This window comes from Acidocella sp. (assembly GCF_052326845.1).
In the GTDB taxonomy this organism is placed as follows: Bacteria; Pseudomonadota; Alphaproteobacteria; order Acetobacterales; family Acetobacteraceae; genus Acidocella.
Genome location: NZ_JBKQJR010000073.1, coordinates 11,459 through 32,224, shown reverse-complemented (window position 1 = coordinate 32,224; position 20,766 = coordinate 11,459). Strand labels below are relative to the sequence as shown.

20 protein-coding genes, 1 tRNA gene and 1 pseudogene are annotated in these 20,766 nt (G+C 65.5%); 14 read left to right on the top strand and 8 right to left on the bottom strand.

Annotated features, from left to right (window positions below):
* Positions 1–476 (bottom strand): annotated as a pseudogene (locus ACLPJJ_RS04650) (hydroxymethylbilane synthase); the annotation flags it as partial.
* A gap of 23 nt (positions 477–499) precedes the next feature.
* Here ACLPJJ_RS04650 and tsaD point away from each other — a divergent pair.
* The 4 genes from tsaD to ACLPJJ_RS04630 are packed head-to-tail and all read left to right on the top strand — an operon-like array spanning position 500 to position 4,718.
* Entirely contained in the window at positions 500–1,543 is a 1,044-nt protein-coding gene (gene tsaD, locus ACLPJJ_RS04645) for a tRNA (adenosine(37)-N6)-threonylcarbamoyltransferase complex transferase subunit TsaD (protein ID WP_443589780.1), read from the top strand.
* Positions 1,540–2,352 (top strand): 23S rRNA (adenine(2030)-N(6))-methyltransferase RlmJ, encoded by an 813-nt coding sequence (locus tag ACLPJJ_RS04640; protein ID WP_443589779.1) that lies wholly within the window; start codon positions 1,540–1,542, stop codon positions 2,350–2,352. Before tsaD ends, ACLPJJ_RS04640 begins: the two co-directional genes overlap by 4 nt.
* Complete coding sequence (locus ACLPJJ_RS04635; protein ID WP_443589778.1) at positions 2,345–3,298, top strand: NAD(P)H-dependent glycerol-3-phosphate dehydrogenase; 954 nt, start codon at positions 2,345–2,347, stop codon at positions 3,296–3,298. Before ACLPJJ_RS04640 ends, ACLPJJ_RS04635 begins: the two co-directional genes overlap by 8 nt.
* Positions 3,291–4,718: a hypothetical protein gene (locus tag ACLPJJ_RS04630; RefSeq protein WP_443589777.1), complete on the top strand. Its 1,428-nt coding sequence runs from the start codon at positions 3,291–3,293 to the stop codon at positions 4,716–4,718. Before ACLPJJ_RS04635 ends, ACLPJJ_RS04630 begins: the two co-directional genes overlap by 8 nt.
* On the opposite strand, the gene ACLPJJ_RS04625 is transcribed toward ACLPJJ_RS04630, so the two are convergent.
* From ACLPJJ_RS04625 to ACLPJJ_RS04615, 3 genes are all read right to left on the bottom strand, one after another.
* The gene (locus tag ACLPJJ_RS04625; protein ID WP_443589776.1) at positions 4,677–5,099 is read right to left on the bottom strand and encodes a DUF4149 domain-containing protein; all 423 of its coding nucleotides are present in this window, start codon (positions 5,097–5,099) and stop codon (positions 4,677–4,679) included. The genes ACLPJJ_RS04630 and ACLPJJ_RS04625 overlap by 42 nt on opposite strands.
* A complete protein-coding gene (ahcY, locus tag ACLPJJ_RS04620) occupies positions 5,099–6,403 on the bottom strand; it encodes an adenosylhomocysteinase (RefSeq protein WP_443589775.1) in 1,305 nt (434 codons plus the stop codon). The genes ACLPJJ_RS04625 and ahcY overlap by 1 nt, the downstream gene beginning before the upstream one ends.
* A 78-nt stretch (positions 6,404–6,481) precedes the next feature.
* Complete coding sequence (locus ACLPJJ_RS04615; RefSeq protein ID WP_443589774.1) at positions 6,482–6,922, bottom strand: copper chaperone PCu(A)C; 441 nt, start codon at positions 6,920–6,922, stop codon at positions 6,482–6,484.
* A 107-nt stretch (positions 6,923–7,029) separates the two neighbouring features.
* Between ACLPJJ_RS04615 and ACLPJJ_RS04610 the strand changes: the two genes are divergently transcribed.
* From ACLPJJ_RS04610 to ACLPJJ_RS04595, 4 genes are all read left to right on the top strand, one after another.
* Entirely contained in the window at positions 7,030–7,440 is a 411-nt protein-coding gene (locus ACLPJJ_RS04610; RefSeq protein ID WP_443589773.1) for a dihydroneopterin aldolase, read from the top strand.
* Between the two features lie 212 nt (positions 7,441–7,652).
* Positions 7,653–9,527: an excinuclease ABC subunit UvrC gene (gene uvrC, locus ACLPJJ_RS04605; RefSeq protein WP_443589772.1), complete on the top strand. Its 1,875-nt coding sequence runs from the start codon at positions 7,653–7,655 to the stop codon at positions 9,525–9,527.
* 69 nt (positions 9,528–9,596) lie between these two features.
* Positions 9,597–11,192, top strand: a complete 1,596-nt coding sequence (gene pgi, locus ACLPJJ_RS04600; RefSeq protein WP_443589771.1) for a glucose-6-phosphate isomerase — start codon at positions 9,597–9,599, stop codon at positions 11,190–11,192.
* A gap of 145 nt (positions 11,193–11,337) precedes the next feature.
* The gene (locus ACLPJJ_RS04595) at positions 11,338–12,024 is read left to right on the top strand and encodes a sensor histidine kinase (RefSeq protein ID WP_443589770.1); all 687 of its coding nucleotides are present in this window, start codon (positions 11,338–11,340) and stop codon (positions 12,022–12,024) included.
* Positions 12,025–12,051: 27 nt separating this feature from the next.
* Here ACLPJJ_RS04595 and ACLPJJ_RS04590 read toward each other — a convergent pair whose 3' ends face one another.
* The 4 genes from ACLPJJ_RS04590 to ACLPJJ_RS04575 all read right to left on the bottom strand — a co-directional run bounded on the left by ACLPJJ_RS04590 (position 12,052) and on the right by ACLPJJ_RS04575 (position 15,379).
* A complete protein-coding gene (locus tag ACLPJJ_RS04590; protein ID WP_443589769.1) occupies positions 12,052–12,534 on the bottom strand; it encodes a hypothetical protein in 483 nt (160 codons plus the stop codon).
* A gap of 219 nt (positions 12,535–12,753) precedes the next feature.
* A tRNA-Gln gene (locus tag ACLPJJ_RS04585) sits at positions 12,754–12,828 on the bottom strand.
* A gap of 14 nt (positions 12,829–12,842) precedes the next feature.
* The gene (locus ACLPJJ_RS04580; protein ID WP_443589768.1) at positions 12,843–13,688 is read right to left on the bottom strand and encodes a 4-(cytidine 5'-diphospho)-2-C-methyl-D-erythritol kinase; all 846 of its coding nucleotides are present in this window, start codon (positions 13,686–13,688) and stop codon (positions 12,843–12,845) included.
* Entirely contained in the window at positions 13,688–15,379 is a 1,692-nt protein-coding gene (locus tag ACLPJJ_RS04575; RefSeq protein WP_443589767.1) for a tetratricopeptide repeat protein, read from the bottom strand. Before ACLPJJ_RS04575 ends, ACLPJJ_RS04580 begins: the two co-directional genes overlap by 1 nt.
* A gap of 100 nt (positions 15,380–15,479) precedes the next feature.
* Between ACLPJJ_RS04575 and apaG the strand changes: the two genes are divergently transcribed.
* From apaG to tldD, 6 genes are all read left to right on the top strand, one after another.
* Positions 15,480–15,884 carry a Co2+/Mg2+ efflux protein ApaG gene (gene apaG / locus ACLPJJ_RS04570; protein ID WP_443589766.1) on the top strand — a complete coding sequence of 135 codons (405 nt, stop codon included), beginning with the start codon at positions 15,480–15,482 and terminating at the stop codon, positions 15,882–15,884.
* Between the two features lie 75 nt (positions 15,885–15,959).
* Positions 15,960–16,601: a GTP cyclohydrolase I FolE gene (gene folE / locus ACLPJJ_RS04565; protein ID WP_443589765.1), complete on the top strand. Its 642-nt coding sequence runs from the start codon at positions 15,960–15,962 to the stop codon at positions 16,599–16,601.
* Positions 16,598–17,077, top strand: coding sequence for a nucleoside deaminase (locus tag ACLPJJ_RS04560; RefSeq protein ID WP_443589764.1), 480 nt, complete (start codon positions 16,598–16,600; stop codon positions 17,075–17,077). The genes folE and ACLPJJ_RS04560 overlap by 4 nt, the downstream gene beginning before the upstream one ends.
* Before the next feature lie 58 nt (positions 17,078–17,135).
* Positions 17,136–18,167 (top strand): COX15/CtaA family protein, encoded by a 1,032-nt coding sequence (locus tag ACLPJJ_RS04555; RefSeq protein ID WP_443589763.1) that lies wholly within the window; start codon positions 17,136–17,138, stop codon positions 18,165–18,167.
* A complete protein-coding gene (locus ACLPJJ_RS04550) occupies positions 18,164–19,216 on the top strand; it encodes a COX15/CtaA family protein (protein WP_443589762.1) in 1,053 nt (350 codons plus the stop codon). Before ACLPJJ_RS04555 ends, ACLPJJ_RS04550 begins: the two co-directional genes overlap by 4 nt.
* A gap of 13 nt (positions 19,217–19,229) precedes the next feature.
* The gene (tldD, locus tag ACLPJJ_RS04545) at positions 19,230–20,666 is read left to right on the top strand and encodes a metalloprotease TldD (RefSeq protein WP_443589761.1); all 1,437 of its coding nucleotides are present in this window, start codon (positions 19,230–19,232) and stop codon (positions 20,664–20,666) included.
* Positions 20,667–20,766 lie beyond the last annotated feature (100 nt).

Here is a 20,766-nt window from a genome sequence, read left to right as displayed (position 1 = left end):
TTGAGCTGCGCCTGGCGCCTGACCGAGGCCGAGCCGATTCTGGCCCCCTGCGGCAGCGCGGCGTAAGGGTCCGCCGGGTCCGCCGGGGCGTGGCCGGGGGGCAGGATCAGCACGTCGCGCGCGTCCTTGCGCTTGAGCGTGCAGGCCAAAGCGATGCCCTCGGGCAGCGTGGTCTCCAGGTCCTTGAGGCTGTGCACCGCGAAATCGATGCGCCCCGCCGCCAGCGACTCATGGATCTCCTTGGCGAACAGCCCCTTGCCGCCGATCTCGGCCAGCGCCTTATTCTGCACGGCATCGCCGGTGGTGACAATGATGTGCTCCTCGAACACCTCCATGCCGCGCAGCACGGGGCAGAACTGCTTGAGCAGGGCAAGGAAGGTCGCGGTCTGCTGGCGGGCGAGCGGCGAGCCGCGGGTGCCGACCTTGAGCGGCAGGTTGCGGGTGTGCGGCTTTACGGGGGGAGTTACGGTTTTCACCCGAGTGGTCTAGAGCGAGCGGCATGGAAAGAAAAGATATTGGCGCTGTGCTCGGTATCGAGAGCTCCTGCGACGAGACGGCAGCTGCCATTCTCGCCCCGGATGGCAGCATCCTCGCCGAGCGCGTGCTAAGCCAGATCGCCGATCATGCGGCCTTCGGCGGCGTGGTGCCCGAGATCGCGGCGCGGGCGCATCTGGCGGCGCTGGACGCGATGGTGAAAGACGCTCTGCGCGAGGCGGGGCTCGGCTTTGCCGATCTGGCCGCGATTGCCGGTACGGCCGGGCCGGGGCTTATCGGCGGGCTGTTGGTGGGAACCGGCTATGCCAAGGGCGCAGCAATCGCCGCGGGTAAGACGTATCTGGCCATCAACCACCTGGAGGCGCACGCCCTCACGGCCCGGCTGCCCGGCCTCGCGCCGGTGCAGCCGCCATTTCCGTATCTGCTGCTGCTGCTCTCCGGCGGGCACAGCCAATGCGTGGCGGTGGAGGGCGTGGGGCGCTACCGGCTGCTCGGCTCCACGCTGGATGATGCGGTGGGCGAGGCGTTCGACAAATCGGCGAAGTTGCTCGGTCTGCCTTACCCCGGCGGTCCGGCGCTGGAGGCCATCGCGCGCGAGGGTAACGCCGCCGCCGTGCCCCTGCCGCGTCCGATGCTGCACCGCGAGGGGTGCGATTTCTCCTTTTCCGGGCTGAAGACCGCCGTGGCCCAGCTGGTGGCCGCCGAGCCGCCTGGGGCGTTGCCCCGCGCCCGCGCGGCGGACATCGCCGCTAGTTTCCAGGCCGCGGTGACGGATATTCTGGGCGACCGGCTAGCGCACGCCCTGAAGCTGTGCCCGGATGCGTCCGCCATCATCATCGCGGGTGGTGTGGCCGCCAACACCGCCATCCGCACGCGCCTGGCCGAGGTTGCGGCGGCGGCGGGCAAGCCGCTTATCGCCCCGCCGCTGCGGCTATGCACCGATAATGCCGTGATGGTCGCCTGGGCGGCGCTGGAACGGTTGAATGCCGGGCAGGTGAGCGGGCTCGATGCCCCTTGCAAGCCGCGCTGGCCACTGGATTCCCTATGAACTACCGCCATATCTACCACGCCGGCAATTTCGCCGATGTGATGAAGCACGCACTGCTGATCCCGCTGGTTCGCGCCATGCAGCGCAAGGACAAGCCGTTCCTGCTGCTCGACACCCATGCCGGCATCGGGCGTTACGATGTGCGCTCCGAACAGGCGGAAAAGACGGGCGAGTGGCGGGACGGCATCGGCAAGCTGCTCGACGCCCCGCCACCTGCACTGGCGGATTACGTGGCTCTGGTGCGGCAGCTCGGCCTCTACCCTGGCTCCCCGGCGCTGGCGGCTGCATTGCTGCGCCCCCAGGACAGGTTGATCGCCTGCGAACTGCACCCGGAAGATGCCGCCACGCTGCGCCGGACCATGCGCGCGGCGGCGAATGTGGCGGTGCATGAGCGTGACGGCTACGAGGCCATCGGTGCCTTCCTGCCTCCGCCGGAAAAGCGCGCCCTGGTGCTGATCGACCCGCCCTTCGAGCGCACGGACGAATTCGCGGCGCTTGAAAAAGCGTTGCTCTTGGGCTGGAGGAAGTTGAAATCCGGGGTGTTCGTGGTCTGGTACCCGATCAAGCACCGCGCCCCCGTCCGGGCTTTTTTCGAAAGCCTGAAGCTGACGCCGATCCGCGATGTCATCGCCGTGGAATTCCTGCGCCGCCCGGACACCAACCCGATCGGTCTCAATGGCTGCGGCCTGCTCATCGTCAACCCGCCTTTCGGGTTCGAGGATGAGGCCGCGCCGATCCTCGCCGCCTGCGAGGCTGTGATGGGTGAACCGGGCTGTTCGAGCGTGATCGAGAGGGTGATCAATGAGTGAATCCATCGCTGTTATCGGCGCCGGGGCCTGGGGCACCGCGCTGGCCGTTCTGTTCGCGCGCGCGGGCAAGGATGTGACGCTGTGGGCGCGCAGTCCCGAGCGCGTGGCCGAGATGGAGCGCAGCCGGGAAAACCCGCGCCTCAAAGGCGTGGCGCTGCCGGAGGCTCTGCGTCTCACGCATGAGATGCCGGATGCGGATATTCTGCTGCTTGCCGTGCCGATGCAGCATTTGCGTGGGATTCTGCCCGCGTTGCCGGGGGCGGGGCCGCTCGTGCTGTGCTGCAAGGGGCTGGAGACCGGCACGCTGCTCCTGCCGCCTGAGCTGGTGGGTGGCCGCCCCGCCGCGATGTTGACGGGGCCGAATTTCGCACATGAGGTCGCCGCCGGATTGCCCGCGGCCGCCGTGTTGGCCATGCCGGAGGCCGAGACACGCGCTCACCTCATCGCCGCGCTGAAGACGGACACGCTGCGCCTGTACGGCAGTGCCGATATCATGGGCGCGGCGCTGGGCGGTGCGGCGAAGAACGTGATCGCCATTGCCTCTGGCGTGGTGATCGGCGCTGGGCTGGGGGAGAATGCGCGCGCGGCACTTATCACCCGTGGCCTGGCCGAGATCGCCCGGCTGGCGGCGGCCTTGGGCGGCAAGGCGGAGACGGTTTCCGGCCTTTCCGGGCTGGGCGACCTGCTGCTCACCTGCACCGGCATGAGCAGCCGGAATTTCTCGCTCGGTTTGGCGCTGGGCCAGGGGCGGAGCCTTGCGGATATTCTCGCCAGCCGCAGCAGCGTCACCGAGGGCGTTGCCACCGCGCCCGCTCTGCTCGCCCGCGCTCGCGCGGCGGCGGTGGAGATGCCGATCACCGAGGCGGTGACCCGGTTGCTTGCCGGGGAGATGAACGTGCCGCAGACCATGGCGGCGCTGATGAGCCGCGCGCTCAAGGATGAATGACCGGCGCGTCGCGCTCTTCCTTTGCACCGCCGCGGCGCTGCTGCTGGCCATCGCCTGGTTCCGCGCCCTGGAATATGACGAAGCCTATTCGCTCTTCCTGACGGCGGGTCATGCCCGTCCGGCTTGGCCACAAGGGATCTTCACACCGGGGGCGGTGCGCTGGCTCTATGCCGGTGGCGCGGGGTTTGGGCAGGTGGCGCATGATTTGCGCGCCGGGGATGTGCACCCGCCGTTGTATTTCTGGGCACTGGATGTTTGGCGGCGGGTGTTCGGGCCGTCCTGGTTCGCGGCGCGGGCGCTCTCCGTGCTGTTTACGCTGGGCACGCTTGCCCTGCTGGCGCGGTTGGCGGCGGTATTGGATGTGCCCGTGCTGCCTGCGCTGGGGCTGACGCTGCTCTCCTACGGATTTGCCTATACCGGCGTTGTGGCGCGAGGTTTTGCCCTGGCGCAGTTGTGCGATGTGGCCGGGGTGCTGCTGCTGGCGCGGGCGCGTGGCTGGCGTGGGGCGCTGGCAGGCGGTGTGGCGCTGGGGGCGGCGAGCTTCACCAATTATCTTGCCGTTTTCACCGCCTGCGCGGCGTTGCTCTGGCTCTGCCGGGCGCGCTGGCGGGTGCTGCCTGCGGCCTTGGCGGGGTTTGTGCCGTTTCTGCCACTCGATGCCTGGTTCTTCCTCGCCCAGCGCGGTTCCCGTGCCGGGCAGTTCGTTGCCTTCGATGCCAGCCACGCCTTGGCTCTGCTAGCGAAGGATTCGGGCGCCGCGATCTTCGGCGGGTTGCCGGTTTACGCCGGGGCGTTTGCCCTGCCTGTGGCGCTGGCCCTGCTGGCGCTGGTTCTGGCTGGGTTCGTTTGCGTGGTCCGGCGGCGGCATGCCTCCGCGATGCTCTGCGCGTTGTTGGCGCTGGCCACGCCTGCCGGGCTGCTGGCGTTGGGGCTGATCTTCCACAACACGCCGATCGAAATCCGTTATCTCGCCTTCGCGATTCCCTGGGTGGCGCTGATGTTCGCCGCTGCGCTGCCACGCCCGTTGCTGACCGTGATGCTAGCGGTGCAAGGCTGCGCCATCGCCGGGCTGGCTTTTGCCACGGCCACCATGCAGCCGCAGGGGCTGGTTGCGCGCGCGGCGGCGGCTTATCCGGGCGCGCTGGTGGTGGTGCCGTTCGGGAATGACGGCGTCGGCGTGCCGGGGCCGTTTATCGCCGCCGCGCCGGACAGCATGCGGCTGCTTCTGTTCCGTGCCGGGCGGGCTTTAAATGTCCAGGGGGAGCGGCAGGTCATTCTCGCCACCATCGGGGCGGACGATTCCAGCCGTGCGGCCAGCGCGCAGATGCTAAGCGCCTTGCAGCAGGACCGTTGTTTTACCCAGGCAGCGCGGACGCCGCTAATCGCGGTTTTTGACCGCAGCTGTGCGGATCAGCAGTAGCAGCGCCGCGAGAAGTTCCGCGCCGTTTAGCCAGACGGATATATTGTGCCAGAAGCTGAACGCGGCGGAATCGTTCGCCGCCTTCAGTGCGTCCATCTTTGGCAGCAGCCAGAGCAGTGACCATGCGGTGATGAGAATCACCGCCCCGGGCACCGCCGCCGCGCGGAGGCGGTGTTGCAGCAGAAAACCCAGCGCAGCCAGCGCGGCGCTGGCAAGGGTGAAGCCATAGTACCAAGGGAAGGCGGCGCGGATGAAGGCGCCAGCCTCCGGCAGAGGCAGGTGTGTGAACACCAGCGGCGCCATCACGGCACCGAAGAACAGCATCCCGCCCACCAGGATACCCAGCCCGACAATGGCCAGGATGCTGCCCCACGTGCGCATTAGTAGCGGTAGAGATCGTGCTTGAACGGCCCCTGCACTTCGAGGCCGAGGTAGTCGGCCTGCTTTTGCGACAGCTGCGTCAGCTTCGCGCCGACCTTGGCCAGATGCAGGGCGGCCACCTTCTCATCGAGGTGGCGCGGCAGCACATACACCTTGTTCTCATACTTGCCGGTTGGCGCGGTCCACAGCTCGATCTGCGCCAGCACCTGGTTGGTGAAGCTGGCGGACATCACGAAGCTCGGGTGGCCGGTGGCGTTGCCGAGGTTAACCAGGCGGCCTTCGGAGAGCACGATGATGCGCTTGCCGTCCGGGAACTCCACCTCATCGACCTGCGGCTTCACATTGTCCCACTTGTAGTTCTTCAGCGCCTCGATCTGAATTTCGGAGTCGAAATGGCCGATGTTGCAGACGATGGCGCGGTGCTTCATCGCGCGCATGTGGTCGAGCGTGATCACATCCACATTGCCGGTGGCGGTGACGAAGATGTCGCCCTCGGGAGCGGCCTCTTCCATGGTGGTGACCTCGTAGCCCTCCATGGCGGCCTGAAGGGCACAGATCGGGTCGATCTCCGTCACCTTCACGCGGCAGCCGGCATTGCGCAGGCTGGCGGCGGAGCCTTTGCCCACGTCGCCGAAGCCGTTCACCACGGCCACCTTGCCGGACATCATCACGTCCGTGCCACGGCGGATGCCGTCCACCAGGCTCTCGCGGCAGCCATACAGATTGTCGAACTTCGACTTGGTCACGGAATCGTTCACGTTGATGGCGGGGACCAGCAGCTCGCCCGCCTTCGCCATTTCCCACAGGCGGTGCACGCCCGTGGTCGTTTCCTCGGAGATGCCGCGGATGTTCGCCAGCATTGCCGGGTATTTGTCATGCATCAGCTTGGTGACGTCGCCGCCGTCATCGAGGATCATGTTCGGTTCCCAGCCGTCCGGGCCGCGCACGGTCTGCTCGATGCACCACCAGAATTCTTCCTCGTTCATGCCCTTCCAGGCGAACACCGGCACGCCCGTGGCGGCGATGGCGGCGGCGGCCTGGTCCTGCGTGGAGAAGATGTTGCAGGAGGACCAGCGCACCGAGGCGCCGAGGGCGGTGAGCGTCTCGATCAGCACGGCGGTCTGAATCGTCATGTGCAGGCAGCCGACGATGCGGGCACCCTTCAGCGGCTTGCTGGCGCCGAATTCCGCGCGCAGCGCCATCAGCCCTGGCATCTCGTCCTGGGCCATCTCGATCTCCTTGCGGCCCCATTCGGCCAGCGAGATGTCCTTGACCTTGTAATCCAGCGGCGCGGCATCCGGCATAGTGCAATCCTCTCAGAACAAAATTCTACTGCCGCTCATTATTCCGTTGCGGCCGCGCTGCCAACAGCGGGGCCGGGCTCAGGGTGCGCCGGACGCGCCATAAACCGGCGCGGTCAGGGTCAGGAGGCTGCCATCCTGGAACTCAAGCGTGACCGGCACTTGGCCGCCGACATGCATCTTCGGGTCCATGCACATCAGGTGGTACCCGCCCTCGGACAGGGCCACGCCGCCATGGGCCGGAACCGGGATGCTGGAAACGCCCATCATCATCGAGGTTCCCCCGGCATCCATGCTCTCATGCAGCATCAGCGTGGCGCAGGCGGGCGAGCGGGCGCCGGTCAGCACGGCGGGGGTGTCGCTGCGGTTGGCCAGGGTCAGGTACACTCCAGCGGGGAGGTTGGGGAGCAAGTAGCGCACCCAGGGGGTTTGCACCGTAATGCCCACGGGTGGTCCCGCCTGGGCAAGCGCCGGGAGCGCCGCCAGCATCCCCAGCCATAACGCCAATTTTATCTTCCGCATGTTCACCCCCTGAGGCTGGTTTAGGGCAAATAATCCGGCGGCGGGAGGTGGTTTGCCATCCGCGCGGAGATTGCCTTCAACAGGCCGGGCGCGCAAAACACGTGGCCATGGAATACCCCCGCTACGCCGATGCCGCCCGCGCCACCCGCCGAATGTTCATTCGTGACCTCGTGCTCACGGCCAGTATTGGCGTGCACCCGCATGAGCACGAAGCCCGCCAGCGCATCCGCATCAATCTCGACCTCAGCGTGCTGGACGATGGCGCGCAGAATCTCTCCCGCCCGGCTGTCGGGGCGGACGATCTGGCCCGCGTGGTGGATTACGAGACCATCGTGAACGATGTCCGCGCGGCGGTTGCGGCCCGGCACGTACAGCTGGTTGAAACCCTGGCCGAGCGGCTGGCCGAAATATGCCTCGAGGATGCTCGTGTGCGGCTGGTTCGGGTGTGTGTAGAAAAGCTCGATGTGTTCGCCGACGCGGCGGCAGCCGGTGTGGAAATCGAGCGGCGCAATACCTAGTTTTCCACTCCCTTGATTTGCATAGAGTCAAGGGGTTTCCAGCTGATGTTTGGGTGTTTTTGCAACAAAATTGTCATGAAATTTATAAGCAAATTCATGATGTTAACCGGAGATAACAACGTTACGGAACGATTTAGGGCCGGTGGCGGGCCGAATTGGGTTGTCCCGGCTTTTTTCACAGTGTCCACATACTTATCCACAGGGTTATCACGATGAGTGTGGATAATCCGCCGACGGTCGGAGTCGGGGTCATTGAGGCTGTATTGCGGACCATGCCTGGCAACCCTGGCGTGTATCGGATGCTCGATGCCAAGGGCCAAGCCCTGTATGTGGGCAAGGCGCGCAACCTGAAGAAGCGGGTGGTTGCCTATACCCAGCTTGCCCGGCTACCCGAGCGTCTACGCAGGATGGTGGCGGATACGGTGTCGATGGAGATCGTCACCACCCATACCGAGGCCGAGGCGCTGCTGCTCGAAGCCAACCTCATCAAAAGGTTACAGCCTCGTTACAACATCCTGCTGCGGGATGATAAGTCCTACCCGTGGTTGATGCTGACCGAGGACCACCCCTTCCCGCAACTCGCCAAGCATCGCGGGGCACAGACGCGCAAGGGCAGCTATTGGGGGCCGTTTGCTTCTGCCTGGTCGGTCAACCAGACCGTGCAGGCGCTGCAACGCGTGTTCTTGCTTCGTACCTGCGCGGATACCGTGTTCGCCAACCGGACCCGGCCTTGCCTGCTGTTTCAGATCAAACGTTGCAGTGCACCATGCGTCGGGCGCGTGTCCGAGGAGGAATACAAAATGCTTGTCGATCAGGCAAAGGCATTTCTCTCAGGGAAAACAAGCGCGGTACAGAAGGATCTGGCCGAGGCGATGCAGCAGGCGGCGGAGGATCTCGAATTCGAGCGCGCTGCGGCGATCCGCGACCGTATCCGCGGCCTTACGCATGTCCAGGGCAACGACGTCATCAACCCGGCCAGCCTGGGGGATGCGGACGTAATTGCCCTGCACCAGGAGGCCGGGCAAAGCTGCGTGCAGGTGTTTTTCATTCGCGGCGGGCGCAATAACGGCAATCGCAGCTTCTTTCCGGTCAACACCAAGGGCGACGAGCCAGGGGCGGTACTATCCGCCTTCATTGCCCAGTTCTATGACGACAAGCCGCCGCCGCCGCAGATACTGCTGAACCACGCGCCCGAGGAGCAGGAGCTGCTGGCTGAGGCGTTGTCGGTGAGAGCGGGGCGGAAAGTGTCTCTCCTGGTGCCGCAGCGGGGCGAGAAGCACGATGTGGTAATGCACGCCGCCACCAATGCGCGCGAGGCGCTGGAGCGGAAGCTGGCCGAGACCGCCGGGCAGGGCAAGCTGCTCGCCACCGTGGCGGAGCTGTTCGGCCTGCCGGAGACGCCGAAGCGGATCGAGACCTACGATAACTCGCACATCATGGGCACCAACGCCTACGGTGTGATGGTGGTGGCCGGTCCGGAAGGGTTCAACAAATCCGCCTACCGCAAATTCGGCATCAAGAGCGCCATTACCCCCGGTGACGATTTCGGCATGATGCGCGAGGTGCTGACCCGCCGCTTTGGCCGCGCCCTGGCCGAGGACCCGGACAGGGAGTTGGAATCCTGGCCGGATCTGGTGCTGATTGATGGTGGCGCCGGGCAGCTTTCCGCGGCGAAGGCGGTGATGGCGGATCTGGGACTGGAGGATATTCTGCTGGTCGGCATCGCCAAGGGGCCGGACCGCGATGCCGGCCGCGAATGGTTCTACATGGAAGGCCGCGAGCCGTTCCAGCTGCCGCCGCGTGACCCGGTGCTGTATTTCCTCCAGCGTCTGCGTGACGAGGCGCATCGCTTTGCCATCACCACCCACCGCAATGCGCGCAGCAAGAAAATCACCACCTCGGAGCTGGACGAGATCCCCGGCATCGGCGCGGCACGCAAGAAGGCGCTGCTGCTGCATTTCGGCTCGGCGCGGGAGGTAAAAGGGGCGGGGCTGAAGGACCTGGAAGCCGTGGACGGCATCAACCGTGCCACGGCGAAGGTGGTGTACGCGTTTTTCCACCCCGGCGTGCGGATGGACGATAATTGATCTTAATTTGCCGTAATACCGCCACGGTCCAACGCCTAAAAGAGTGCAGCACGCAGGGAGACTTTGTCGATGAGCCGGGACATTTGGGCCGAACTGGATGCGAAGGCACAGGCTGTGCCGCAGATTGCCGCGCTCTTTGCCTCTGATCCGCACCGGTTCGACAAGTTTTCCGCCCATTTTGGCGATATGTTGCTGGATTTTTCCAAGACCAGCCTGACCGATGAAAGCCTCGCCCTGCTGCTGCGGCTTGCGGCGGAGGCCGGGGTTGAGACCCGGCGCGATGCGATGTTCGCCGGTGAGAAGGTCAACGTCACCGAAAGCCGCGCCGTGCTGCACACCGCCCTGCGCGCGCCGCGCAGCGCCAGCGTGCTGGTCGATGGCCAGGACGTGATTCCCGCCGTGCACGCCATGCTGGACAGGCTCTTCGCCTTTGCCGAGGCGGTGCGCGCAGGATCGCTCACCGGCGCCACCGGCCTGCCTTTCACGGACGTGGTCAATATCGGCATCGGCGGGTCGGACCTCGGCCCCGCCATGGTCACCGCCGCCCTGGCCCCGTATCACGACGGCCCGCGCGTGCATTTCGTCTCCAATGTCGATGCCGCGCATCTGGCCGACACGCTCAAGCCGCTCGACCCGGCGCGTACGCTGTTCATCGTCGCCTCCAAGACCTTCACCACCGTGGAGACGATGACCAACGCGCAATCGGCCCGGCGCTGGCTGGTGGCAGCACTTGGCGAGGATGCGGTCAGCGCGCACTTCGCCGCTGTGTCCACGGCGCTCGACAAGATCGCCGCCTTCGGCATCCAGCCCGAAAAGACCTTCGGCTTCTGGGATTGGGTGGGCGGGCGCTACTCGGTATGGTCGGCCATCGGCCTGCCGGTGATGATCGCGATTGGCGCGGCGAATTTCCGCGCCTTCCTCGATGGCGCGCATGCCATGGATCAGCATTTCCGCACGGCGCCGCTGGCGCAGAACCTGCCGGTGCTGCTGGCGCTGCTCGGCATCTGGCACCGCAATGTCTGCAAGTACCCGGCCCGGGCGATTCTGCCTTACGATCAGCGCTTGGCCCGGCTGCCGGCCTATCTGCAGCAGCTGGACATGGAATCCAACGGCAAGCGGGTGACGCGTGACGGCGCGCCTGTATCCCATGTCACCGGTCCGCTGGTGTTCGGCGAGCCCGGCACCAACGGCCAGCATGCCTTCTACCAGCTGCTGCACCAGGGCAGCGATGTCATCCCCTGCGAGTTCCTGATCGCTGCGCGGGGGCATGAGCCGGAGATGCGCCACCACCACGAGGTGCTGATCGCCAACTGCCTGGGCCAGGCGCAGGCGCTGATGCGCGGCCGCACGCTGGAGGAAGCGGGCGGCAATCCGCATCGCGTCTTCCCCGGCAACCGGCCGAGCCTGCTGCTGGCCTACACCCAGCTCACCCCGGAAACGCTGGGCAAGCTCATCGCCCTCTGCGAGCACCGCATCTTCACCGAGGCCGCCATCTGGAACATCAACGCCTTCGACCAATGGGGTGTTGAGCTCGGAAAAGAGTTGGCGACGCGTTTGCGCCCGGCGGTTTCGGGCGAAACCGATGCCAGCGCGCAGGATTCATCCACGGCCGGGATTATTAATTTTTTTGCCGATGGTTCGTTAAATCCGAAACCTTGCAGCTGATAAAAGAAGCTTCGGATCGCTTCACCAGTCGTTAGCCGTTTGCGGCGCTGGCAAAGAGAATATTAAAAGCCGGCCACGCTTGCTAATCCATGCTCGCCGGGTGCTAAGATTCTCTTGCCAGTATGGCGCTCTTAACAGGGTGGAGATGACGCAGATGCCGCCGAAAGTATCAGCCCAATCCGATTCGATGGCGCGATTTGCCGCGCATGTGGCGCATGACTTCAATAATCTCCTGACGGCGATTCTCGGCAATCTAGAACTTCTGCAAAACCGCTCCAGGCGCAGCGGAATCACTGAATTTGACGGCTTCATCGAGGGGGCGAACCGCGCCGGCAACCGCGCGACGCAGCTTGTGCGCCGCCTGATGGTGTTTTCCGGTTGCGACAGTCAGGAGCCGGGGCCGCATTTCCTGGGACAGCTGATCCGTGGGCTGGATGAGCATCTGCGGCCTGAGAACAGGGAGATTTCGATCCGCCTGACAGACGAGGATGCGCTCCTGTTCTGCGATCCTGCGCAGGCCGACCTTGCCTTGTCTGAGTTGCTGAAAAATGCTGCCGAGGCCACTGCGGCGGGCGGAGAAATCTTCGTCGAGGCCGGTGCCGTGGATGATCAGATCGTCATCTGCGTGCGGGATACGGGATGTGGCATGGCGCCAGAGACTTTGGCACATGCGGGGGAAGTGTTCTTCACGACCCAGCACAACCGCACCGGCAGGGGGTTGGGCCTGACGATTGCCGCGCGGTTTGTGTCGGCGGCTGGTGGCAGGATGGAGATTGAGAGTGAGTTGGGCCAGGGGTGTCGGATTACGCTCACCTTGCCGCGGGCCAAGTAGCAGGGTTGGCTGTCTTACGCAGCCGCGTTAATGCGCCGTACCATAGACTTTCTGCCCCTGATTGCCGCGGCAATAGCAGGTTGAGCCAGGTGAGATCGTCACCTCCATCGGGCAAGTATAGGGCGTGGCCACGCAAAGCTGCGCCGCGCCACCGTTCGATGGCGGGGGCGTCGTTTGGTCATAACCATCTCCCGGCGTTGGCGGCGGATAGCCGTACGCCGGCGGCGGATAGTAATACGATGGCGGCGGATAGTAATACGCTGGCGGGTAATACGGCCACCCCCAGCCGAATGCCGGCCCGCCCCAATAGAAGCCCCAGCCGCCGTGCCAGCCGCCGTGCCAGCCGCCACCGTACCCGCCACGCCAGCCGCCACCATACCCGCCGCCATGCCAGCCGCCGCCGGAGCCGCCCCACCCACCGCCACGCGCCTGGGCCAAGGGGATGTTCGTCAGGTTGAGCATGGCGGTGATCGCCATCATGCCAGTCAGATGTTTCGCGCCTTTCAACATCGACGCACCTTTGGTTTACTGCGGTTAATTTAGGCGATTCCCCCGGCTTTTAAAGCCGCCTGCGCTGGTTCATCCGGTAAGCCGGGCGTGGCTGTAAGCCATTGAGTAAAGGTGACGCCAAAATTCACGGAATAGCTAATATTCTCGATTCTGCTTTGAGGGATAATTTAGGGAGCTGGTTCTATCGTCGCCCGAAAATCAGCCGAAACCTTAAGGAGATGGCTGGGACGGGAGGATTCGAACCTCCGCATGGCGGAATCAAAATCCGCTGCCTTACCGCTTGGCGACGTCCCAAGACGCTGGCGTTCTCATAAGTCCGGTTGGGGCGGCTCGTAAAGCCCCCCTCCCCAGCGCCACCAGCTGGGCTGATCGATTGCCGCCGCCGCTGCCGCCGCATCGGCCGGGGTGGAGAAGATGGCGAAGCAGGTGGCGCCTGAGCCGCTCATGCGGGCGAGCCTGGCACCTGGGAGGGCGGCCAGCACGTCCAGAACCTCGCCGATGACCGGCTGAATGCCGATTGCGGCCGTTTGCAGATCGTTCGTGCAGTTGCGCAGATCCGCCACCATGGCGTCCACGCTGGTCCAGGCCGCGGGCAGGCTGGCCGGGGGTGAAAAATCGCCCTGCCGGGCCTTGAACACGGCAGGCGTGGGCACCGCCACGCCCGGGTTGACGAGTACCATGCCGAATTCCGGCAGGCGCGGCGCCGGGGCCAGGACTTCCCCGATGCCCTGCATGCGCGCGGGGCGGGAGGCGAGGCAGACGGGCACGTCGGCCCCCAGTTGCAGGGCCAACGGCGGCAGCTTGGCCTTGATGCCCCAGAGCCGGTTCAGGGCACGGAGCGCCGCCGCCGCGTCGGCTGAGCCGCCGCCGATGCCGGAGGCGACTGGCAGGTTCTTTTCCAGATGCAGAGCGGCATCCCGTCCCGGCGCCAGCAGCCTCGCGGCGCGCAGCAGCAGGTTATCCGGCTCCGCCTGCAGCACCGCGCCGAACGGGCCGGAAATGTCCAGGGACAGTGCCGAGGCGTCTGCCACGCGCACCGTGTCGCCAACGGCCGGGAACACCGCCAGGCTGTCGAGCAGATGGTAGCCGTCTGCCCGCTTGGCCGTGACATGCAGAAACAGGTTGACCTTGGCCGGCGCGAAAAGGCTGATCATCAGGGGGGCGTTCCGAAATGCTGCTGGATCTTGCTGTTCAGCTCGGCGGCCAGCTTGGGGTCCGGGTGCAGGGAGAGGGCGCGTTGCCACTGGTAGGCCGCTTGCAGCTTCTGGCCATTCTGCCAGAACGCATCGCCCAGGTGGCCGTTCACCTCCGGGTCGTCGGCGGACAGCTGCACAGCCTGGGTCAGGAGCGCCAGCGCCCCTTTCGTGTTGCCTTGCTTGAGTTCGATGAAACCAAGCGAGTCGATCACCGCGCCGTCATTCGGGTCGAGACTCACCGCGCGCTGCAGCATCGCCTTGGCTTCGGGCAGTTTTTCGTCGTGCAGGGCCCAGCTATAGCCGACATAATTCAGTACATAAGGCTGGTTGGGCGAGAGTTTCAGCGCCTGCAGCATGTCCGGCTCGGCGGCGGCCCAGTTGTTTGTCTGATCCTCGCAGATGCCGCGGTCGAAAAACAGGCTCCAGGCTTCCGGCGGCAACGGCTGGCCGATGGCGCCAATCGCCTGCGTGTAATACGGAAGCGCCGCCGGGCACTGGTTCGAGTTCCGCAGCACATCTCCCGCCGCGCTGAGCAGCCCGGGATTGCCCGGGTTGGCCGTGATCAGATCTTGCAGCAGGGCCACCGCCTGTTCCGGCTGCTTGAGGGCGGCGAGCAGGGTCGCCTCCTGAACGCTTGCGGGGGCGTAGAGCGGGTCGGTTTTCTGAATCGGCTGCAACGTGGCCAGGGCGTTGCTCATCTCCACAGGCGTTGGCGTGAGGCTGGGGTCGTCGGCGCCGATTTGCGTGTTGGCGAGCAGCAGTCTTGCGGCGGCAAGGTCCGGGCGCATCTGCAGGGCGAAGCGCAGCAGCACGGTGCGCAGAAACGCTTCCTGCGGCTGGTTGAGCGAGCCGGCAAGGGTGAGGTACGCCTCGGCCATGCCGTCCGCGGCGGTGGTGATCACGGGTTTGGCCAGCTGCGCCTGCAACTGCGGCAGGGCGATCTGCAGATCGGGATGTGTCGTGATCAGCGTGTTGAGCGTGGCATTGGCTTGCGCCATTTGCCCCTGCCGCGCGTACCAGCTGGCCAGGATCTGCGCCAGGCGCAGATTCGGCTGAGACGTATCGACGTTCGCGTAAAGCTGCGTGGCGGATGGGGTGTCGCCCGCCGCATCGGCGATCAGCGCGGCGTTCAGCACGTACACCGGGCCGAACTCGGGATCGGTGAAATGCGAGCCAAGGCCGGTGAGCGCCGCCTGTTCATTGCCTTCCCCGAGCTGTGCCCAGGCGAAGAGCAGCGGCTTGATCAGCCCGGCCAGGTTGTCCTGCGGCAGGGTTTGGAAAATCTGCTTCGCCTGGTCGAAATTCCCCGCCACGGCCGCCTGGTTGCCCAGCAGCAGCGTGGCCAGTGTGTTGCCCGGCAGTTTCGGCGCGAGCTGGGAAGCTTCGGGGCTGCCGGAGAGCACGCTGGCCAGGAACCCCTCGGCGATCAACTCTTGGTTGTTTTCATCGTTCTGCAAGGCCCGCGTGTAGAATTTGGCGGCAGCGGCCGGGTCGCTCTGCGAGGCGGCATAGCGCGCGGCGAGGAAGGCGCCATAGGTGCTGCCCGCACCCGGGTACCCGGTAGCGCCGCTTGGCCCGGCGGCACAGGCCGAGAGCGTGATGCAAACGGCGACGGCGCCACGGCAACCAAACAGCGAGGACATCTTCATGCTACCCGTGTAGCAGCGCCTCTCAACCTGGGCAAAACCCAAATTTCGCGCGGCTCTGATGCGCTTGTGGCGCCTACGGGGCTGCGTTACGGTCGGCTTTATGCGACCAGGCTTCACGGCAACCACCCATGACATCACGGTTGAGGTTCAGGTGTTTTACCTGGCAGATCAATCGAAACCGGACTCGGGGGAGTTCCTCTGGGCCTATCATGTCACCATTACCAATAATGGCCGTCTCGCAGTGCAACTCCTGCGCCGCACCTGGCGGATTACCGACGCGCATGGCCGCATGCAGACCGTGCATGGCGAAGGCGTGGTGGGCGAACAGCCCGTGCTTCAGCCCGGCGGGCGGTTTGAGTACACCTCCGGCACGTCGCTTTCCACGCCTTCGGGCTTCATGACTGGGCAGTACCACATGCAGGCCATCCCGTCCGGGGCGCAGTTCGATATCGAGATTCCGACCTTCAGCCTCGACAGCCCGCACCAGAACTCGCGGCTGCATTAATTTTTGGAAAGGTTGCGGCTTGCGTCGCGTCACCCATATCAACCCATACCAAGCCGCTTTGCTACGGAGACCGCTTTGAACGTTCACACCCCTGCCGCCAAGCTCGCGAAGTCCGCGCGCGGCCCCAAGAAGCCCAGCCGCGCCGAGGCCGAGGCCGCGATCCGCACCTTGCTGCTTTGGGCCGGCGAGGACCCGGAACGTGAAGGGCTGAAGGATACCCCGGCCCGCGTCGCCCGCGCCTACGAGGAATTCTTCCGTGGCTATGCCGAGGACCCGGTGGCGCTGCTGACCCGCACCTTCGAGGAGACCGAGGGTTATGACGAAATGGTCGTGCTGCGGGACATCCGCATCGAGAGCCATTGCGAGCACCATATGGTGCCCATCGTCGGCCGGGCGCATGTCGCCTATCTGCCGGGGACGCGCGTCGTCGGTATCTCCAAGCTGGCGCGCGTGGTCGATGCCTATGCGCACCGCTTCCAGATTCAGGAAAAGTTGACCGCGCAGATCGCCAACACCATTCTGGACGTGCTGCAGCCGCGCGGTGTGGCGGTGGTGATCGAGGCGAACCACCAGTGCATGTCCACCCGCGGGGTGCATAAGCCGGGGGCGAGCATGGTAACGAGCCGGATGCTTGGCGCCTTCCGCGACGACCCCTCCACCCGCCGGGAGTTCCTGGCGATGATCCAACCCCGCAATTGCAGCTCGGTGGAAGCATGAGCGAGCAGGACGGGTTCATGCGCCGCGCCATAGCCCTGGCGTATCAGGGCATGGCGGGCGGGCATGGCGGGCCGTTTGGCGCGGTGATTGTCCGTGAGGGCAAGATCATCGGCGAGGGGCATAACCGCGTGCTCTCCGCCTGCGACCCGACGGCGCATGCCGAGGTGACGGCCATCCGCGACGCAGCTCAGCGTGAGCAGAAATTCGACCTCTCCGGCAGCACCATCTACGTCAGCGGTATGCCGTGCCCGATGTGCATGGCGGCGATTTTCTGGGCCCGCATCGAGCGTGTGTACTATGCCTGCGGCCCGGCGGATGCCGAGGCGATCGGGTTTGATGACGATGAATTCTACCGCCAGCTGGAGAAGCGGCCCGAGGAACGCTCGGTCCCGGCGATCCAGCTGGATGAGTTTGTCGAGGAGGCGCGGGGTGCCTATGCCGCCTGGGCTGCATCTCCCGCAAAGGTTCCTTACTGACGGCGCTATGGTGGTTTTTGGCGTGGCGCTATATCCCGTCGGGCGATAGGAGCCGCTAATGCCGCAGAATACCGCCGCCACCCCGCAGAACCGGAAGCTTGTTGCCACCTGGTTGTTGGCTCTCGCCTTCATGATCTGGGTCATGGTCGGTATCGGCGGCTACACGCGCGATACCGGTTCGGGTCTCTCCATCATGAACTGGGACCCGATCATCGGCGCCCTGCCGCCGCTGAGCGGCGATGCCTGGGCCAAACTCTTCGCGCTCTACAAGACCATCCCGCAATACCAGATCCTGCACCAGGGCATGGATCTGGACGGGTTCAAGCAACTCTTCTGGCCGGAATATCTCCACCGGCTCTGGGGGCGGCTGATGGGCCTCGTGCTGCTGCTGCCGCTCATTGGCTTTGCTGTCACCGGGCGCATCGAGAAGCGGCTGATCCCCTGGCTGGCGCTGCTGTTTGCGCTTGGCGGGCTGCAAGGCTTCATCGGCTGGTTCATGGTTTCCTCCGGCTTCGTCCCCGACAGCACCGCCGTGGAGCCCTGGCGCCTTTCGCTGCATTTCTTCGCGGCCATGTTCCTGCTCGGTGCGGTGCTGTGGACGGCGCTGACCGTGCAGTCCCCCGAGCCGGCGCGCCACCCCGGGTGCAAGGGGCTCAGGCGCTTGAGCCTCGCCGCTTTCATCCTGCTGCTGCTGGCCATGTTCGGCGGCACCTTTGTCTCTGGCATCCATGGCATCACGGCGTTTGACCCGGCCACCGGCATCGGCACCGGGCAGCCCCCGGCGGGCTGGCCGATGAGCGGCATTTTCTCGGACACCGCGACCATCATCTTCGACCACCAGTTCCTGGCCGTGCTCGCCACGATCGCCATCCTGGCCGTTACGGTGCAGACCATCCGCCATGAGCCGCCCGCCCCGGTGCGTGACGCGGCGGCGCTGATCGGGCTGCTGGTGATCCTGCAATTCGTGCTGGGGGTGACCGCGCTGGTCTCGCAGATGATCGATGTCGGCGTGATCCACCAGATGAACGCGGTGCTGCTGCTGGGGGCGCTGCTCAACCTGCTGCACCGCCTGCGCGGGGCGACGGCATGAAGGCCGACAGGGCGCTTGGGAATTGGGTGCTGATTCTCGCCTGCATGGTCTTCGGCATGACCATCGGCGGCGGGCATGCGCGCACCATCGGCGCCGGGTTCAGCATCCAGGTTTGGCGGCCTTTTACGGGCTTCATCCCGCCGCATAGTGCCGCGGACTGGGCGTATCTGTTCGGCCTTTTCCAGAAGACCGCGCTCTACCAGTCCCACCCGATCAGCCTGGACGGCTACAAGGCGCTGTTCTGGCCGATGTTCCTCGACCGCTGCTGGGGGCGGCTGATGGCGCTGGTGTTCCTCGTCCCCTTCGCGGTGTTTCTCATCCAGGAGCGGTTGCGCGGCAGGCGGGCGCTGTGGATGGGCTTCATCTTCCTGTGTGGCGCGGGGCAGGCCGCCTTTGGCTGGTACATGGTGCAGACCGGCATGCAGCCAGGCGTCACCTCTCCTCCGCCAGCTTGGGCCGGGCCGCATCTCGGCTCTGCCATGCTGATCTTTTTCCTCCTGATCTGGACCGGGCTGACCTTCCGCACGCCTGAGCCCCTGCCGGTGGCAGGTGCGGCGCATTTGCGGTGCTGGGCCACGGCGAGCGTGGTGTTGATCTGGTGCACCATGGGGTTTGGCGCGCTGGTCGCCACCTCCAACGCCATCACCGTGTTCAACACTTTCCCCACCATGGATGGCGTCTGGGTGCCGCCGGGGATGTTCGACCTGCACCCGGAGCTGCTGAACTTCGTCCAGAACAAGGCGACCGTGCAGTTCTGCCACCGCCTCCTGGCTACAGTGACGGCGCTGACGGTGCTGACCACGGCTGTGATGGGCCTGCGCATGAAGCTGAGCCCGGCCCTGCGCGATAATTTTCTGCTGCTCGCCGGGCTGGTGGCGTTGCAATACCTGCTGGGCATGACCACCATCGTGCTGGGCAGTGCGAATCTTGGCTATGTGCACGAGTTGAATGCCGTGCTGCTGTTTGCCACAGCAATCGCCGCGCGGCACAAGCTGCGCGGTGCGTTGCCGGTGAATTTGCCGCAGCCACTGCCCGCCGCGGCGGAATAAGGAGACGATAGACATGACCGAGGCTTTGCAGACCGCCAGCACGCTGTTTCATGGTGTTGAGGGCCTCGACCTGGAACAGGCCGTCCGGCTCATCACTCCGGCGCTGGATGGCACCGACGATGGCGAGCTGTTCCTGGAATATCGGGAGTCGGAGTCCGTCTCGCTTGATGACGGGCGCATTCGTGCCGCCAGCTTCGATACGCGCCGTGGCTTTGGCCTGCGCGCCGTGCTGGGCGAGGCGGCGTATTTTGCCCATGCCGGGGAGATTTCCGAGCCCGCTTTGGCCCGCGCGGCCGAGACTATCCGCACCGCCAAGGCCCGTGAACACTCGCTGATCGCCGCGGGACCGGCTGTGGCGGCCAAGCCCCTTTATGCTGGGCTGAACCCGCTGGCCGAGGCGCCCTTTGCCGCCCGCGCCGAACTGCTGCAGCAGATCGACGCCTTCGCCCGCGCCGCCGACCCGCGCGTGGTGCAGGTTATGGCGAGCATCGCCGGGGAATGGCAGGTGATCGAGATCATCCGTGCCGATGGCTCCCGCGTGGCGGATCTGCGCCCGCTGGTGCGGCTCAACGTGTCGGTGGTGATGGAGCAGAATGGCCGCCGGGAGTCTGGCGGGCATGGCGCGGGCGGGCGCACCGGTTACGGGCCCGTCGTCGCCCCTGAATTCTGGCAGTCTGCGGTGCGCGAGGCGATCCGCCAAGCGGAGGTGAATTTGCAGTCCATCCCCGCTCCCGCCGGGGAGATGCCGGTGGTGCTGGGGCCGGGCTGGCCGGGCATCCTGCTGCACGAGGCGATCGGCCACGGGCTTGAGGGGGATTTCAACCGCAAGCAGACCTCAGCCTTCGCCGGGCTGATGGGCAGCCGCGTCGCCTCTTCGGGTGTGACCGTGGTCGATGACGGCACCATTCCCAATCGCCGCGGCTCGCTCACCATTGACGACGAGGGCACGCCGACGTCCCGCACAACACTCATCGAGGATGGCGTCCTAGTAGGCTTCCTGCAGGACCGGCAGAACGCCCGGCTGATGAACATGCGCGCCACCGGGAATGGCCGCCGCCAGTCCTACGCCCATGCGCCAATGCCGCGCATGACCAACACCATCATGCTGGGTGGCGATGCCTCCAGGGAGGACATGATCCGCTCGGTTAAGCGCGGCTTGTACGCGGTGAATTTCGGCGGCGGGCAGGTGGATATCACCTCCGGCAAGTTCGTCTTCACCGCCGCCGAGGCCTACCTGATCGAGGATGGCAAGGTCACTGCGCCTGTGAAAGGGGCGACGCTGATCGGCAACGGCCCGGATGCGCTGACCAAGGTGGAGATGATCGGCAACGATCTGGAACTCGACCCCGGCATCGGCACCTGCGGCAAGAACGGCCAGGGCGTGCCGGTGGGCGTCGGTCAGCCGACGATCAAGCTTTCCAGCCTGACCATCGGCGGCACGGCGGCGTAGGCTGTTCCATAAGCCTACCCCGGCGGCTGCCTAGCCGCGTTTTTCTGTGAGCCAGTGCTCACGTACTTTAAGTACGCTCCGCTCCGGTGCTCGAAAAACA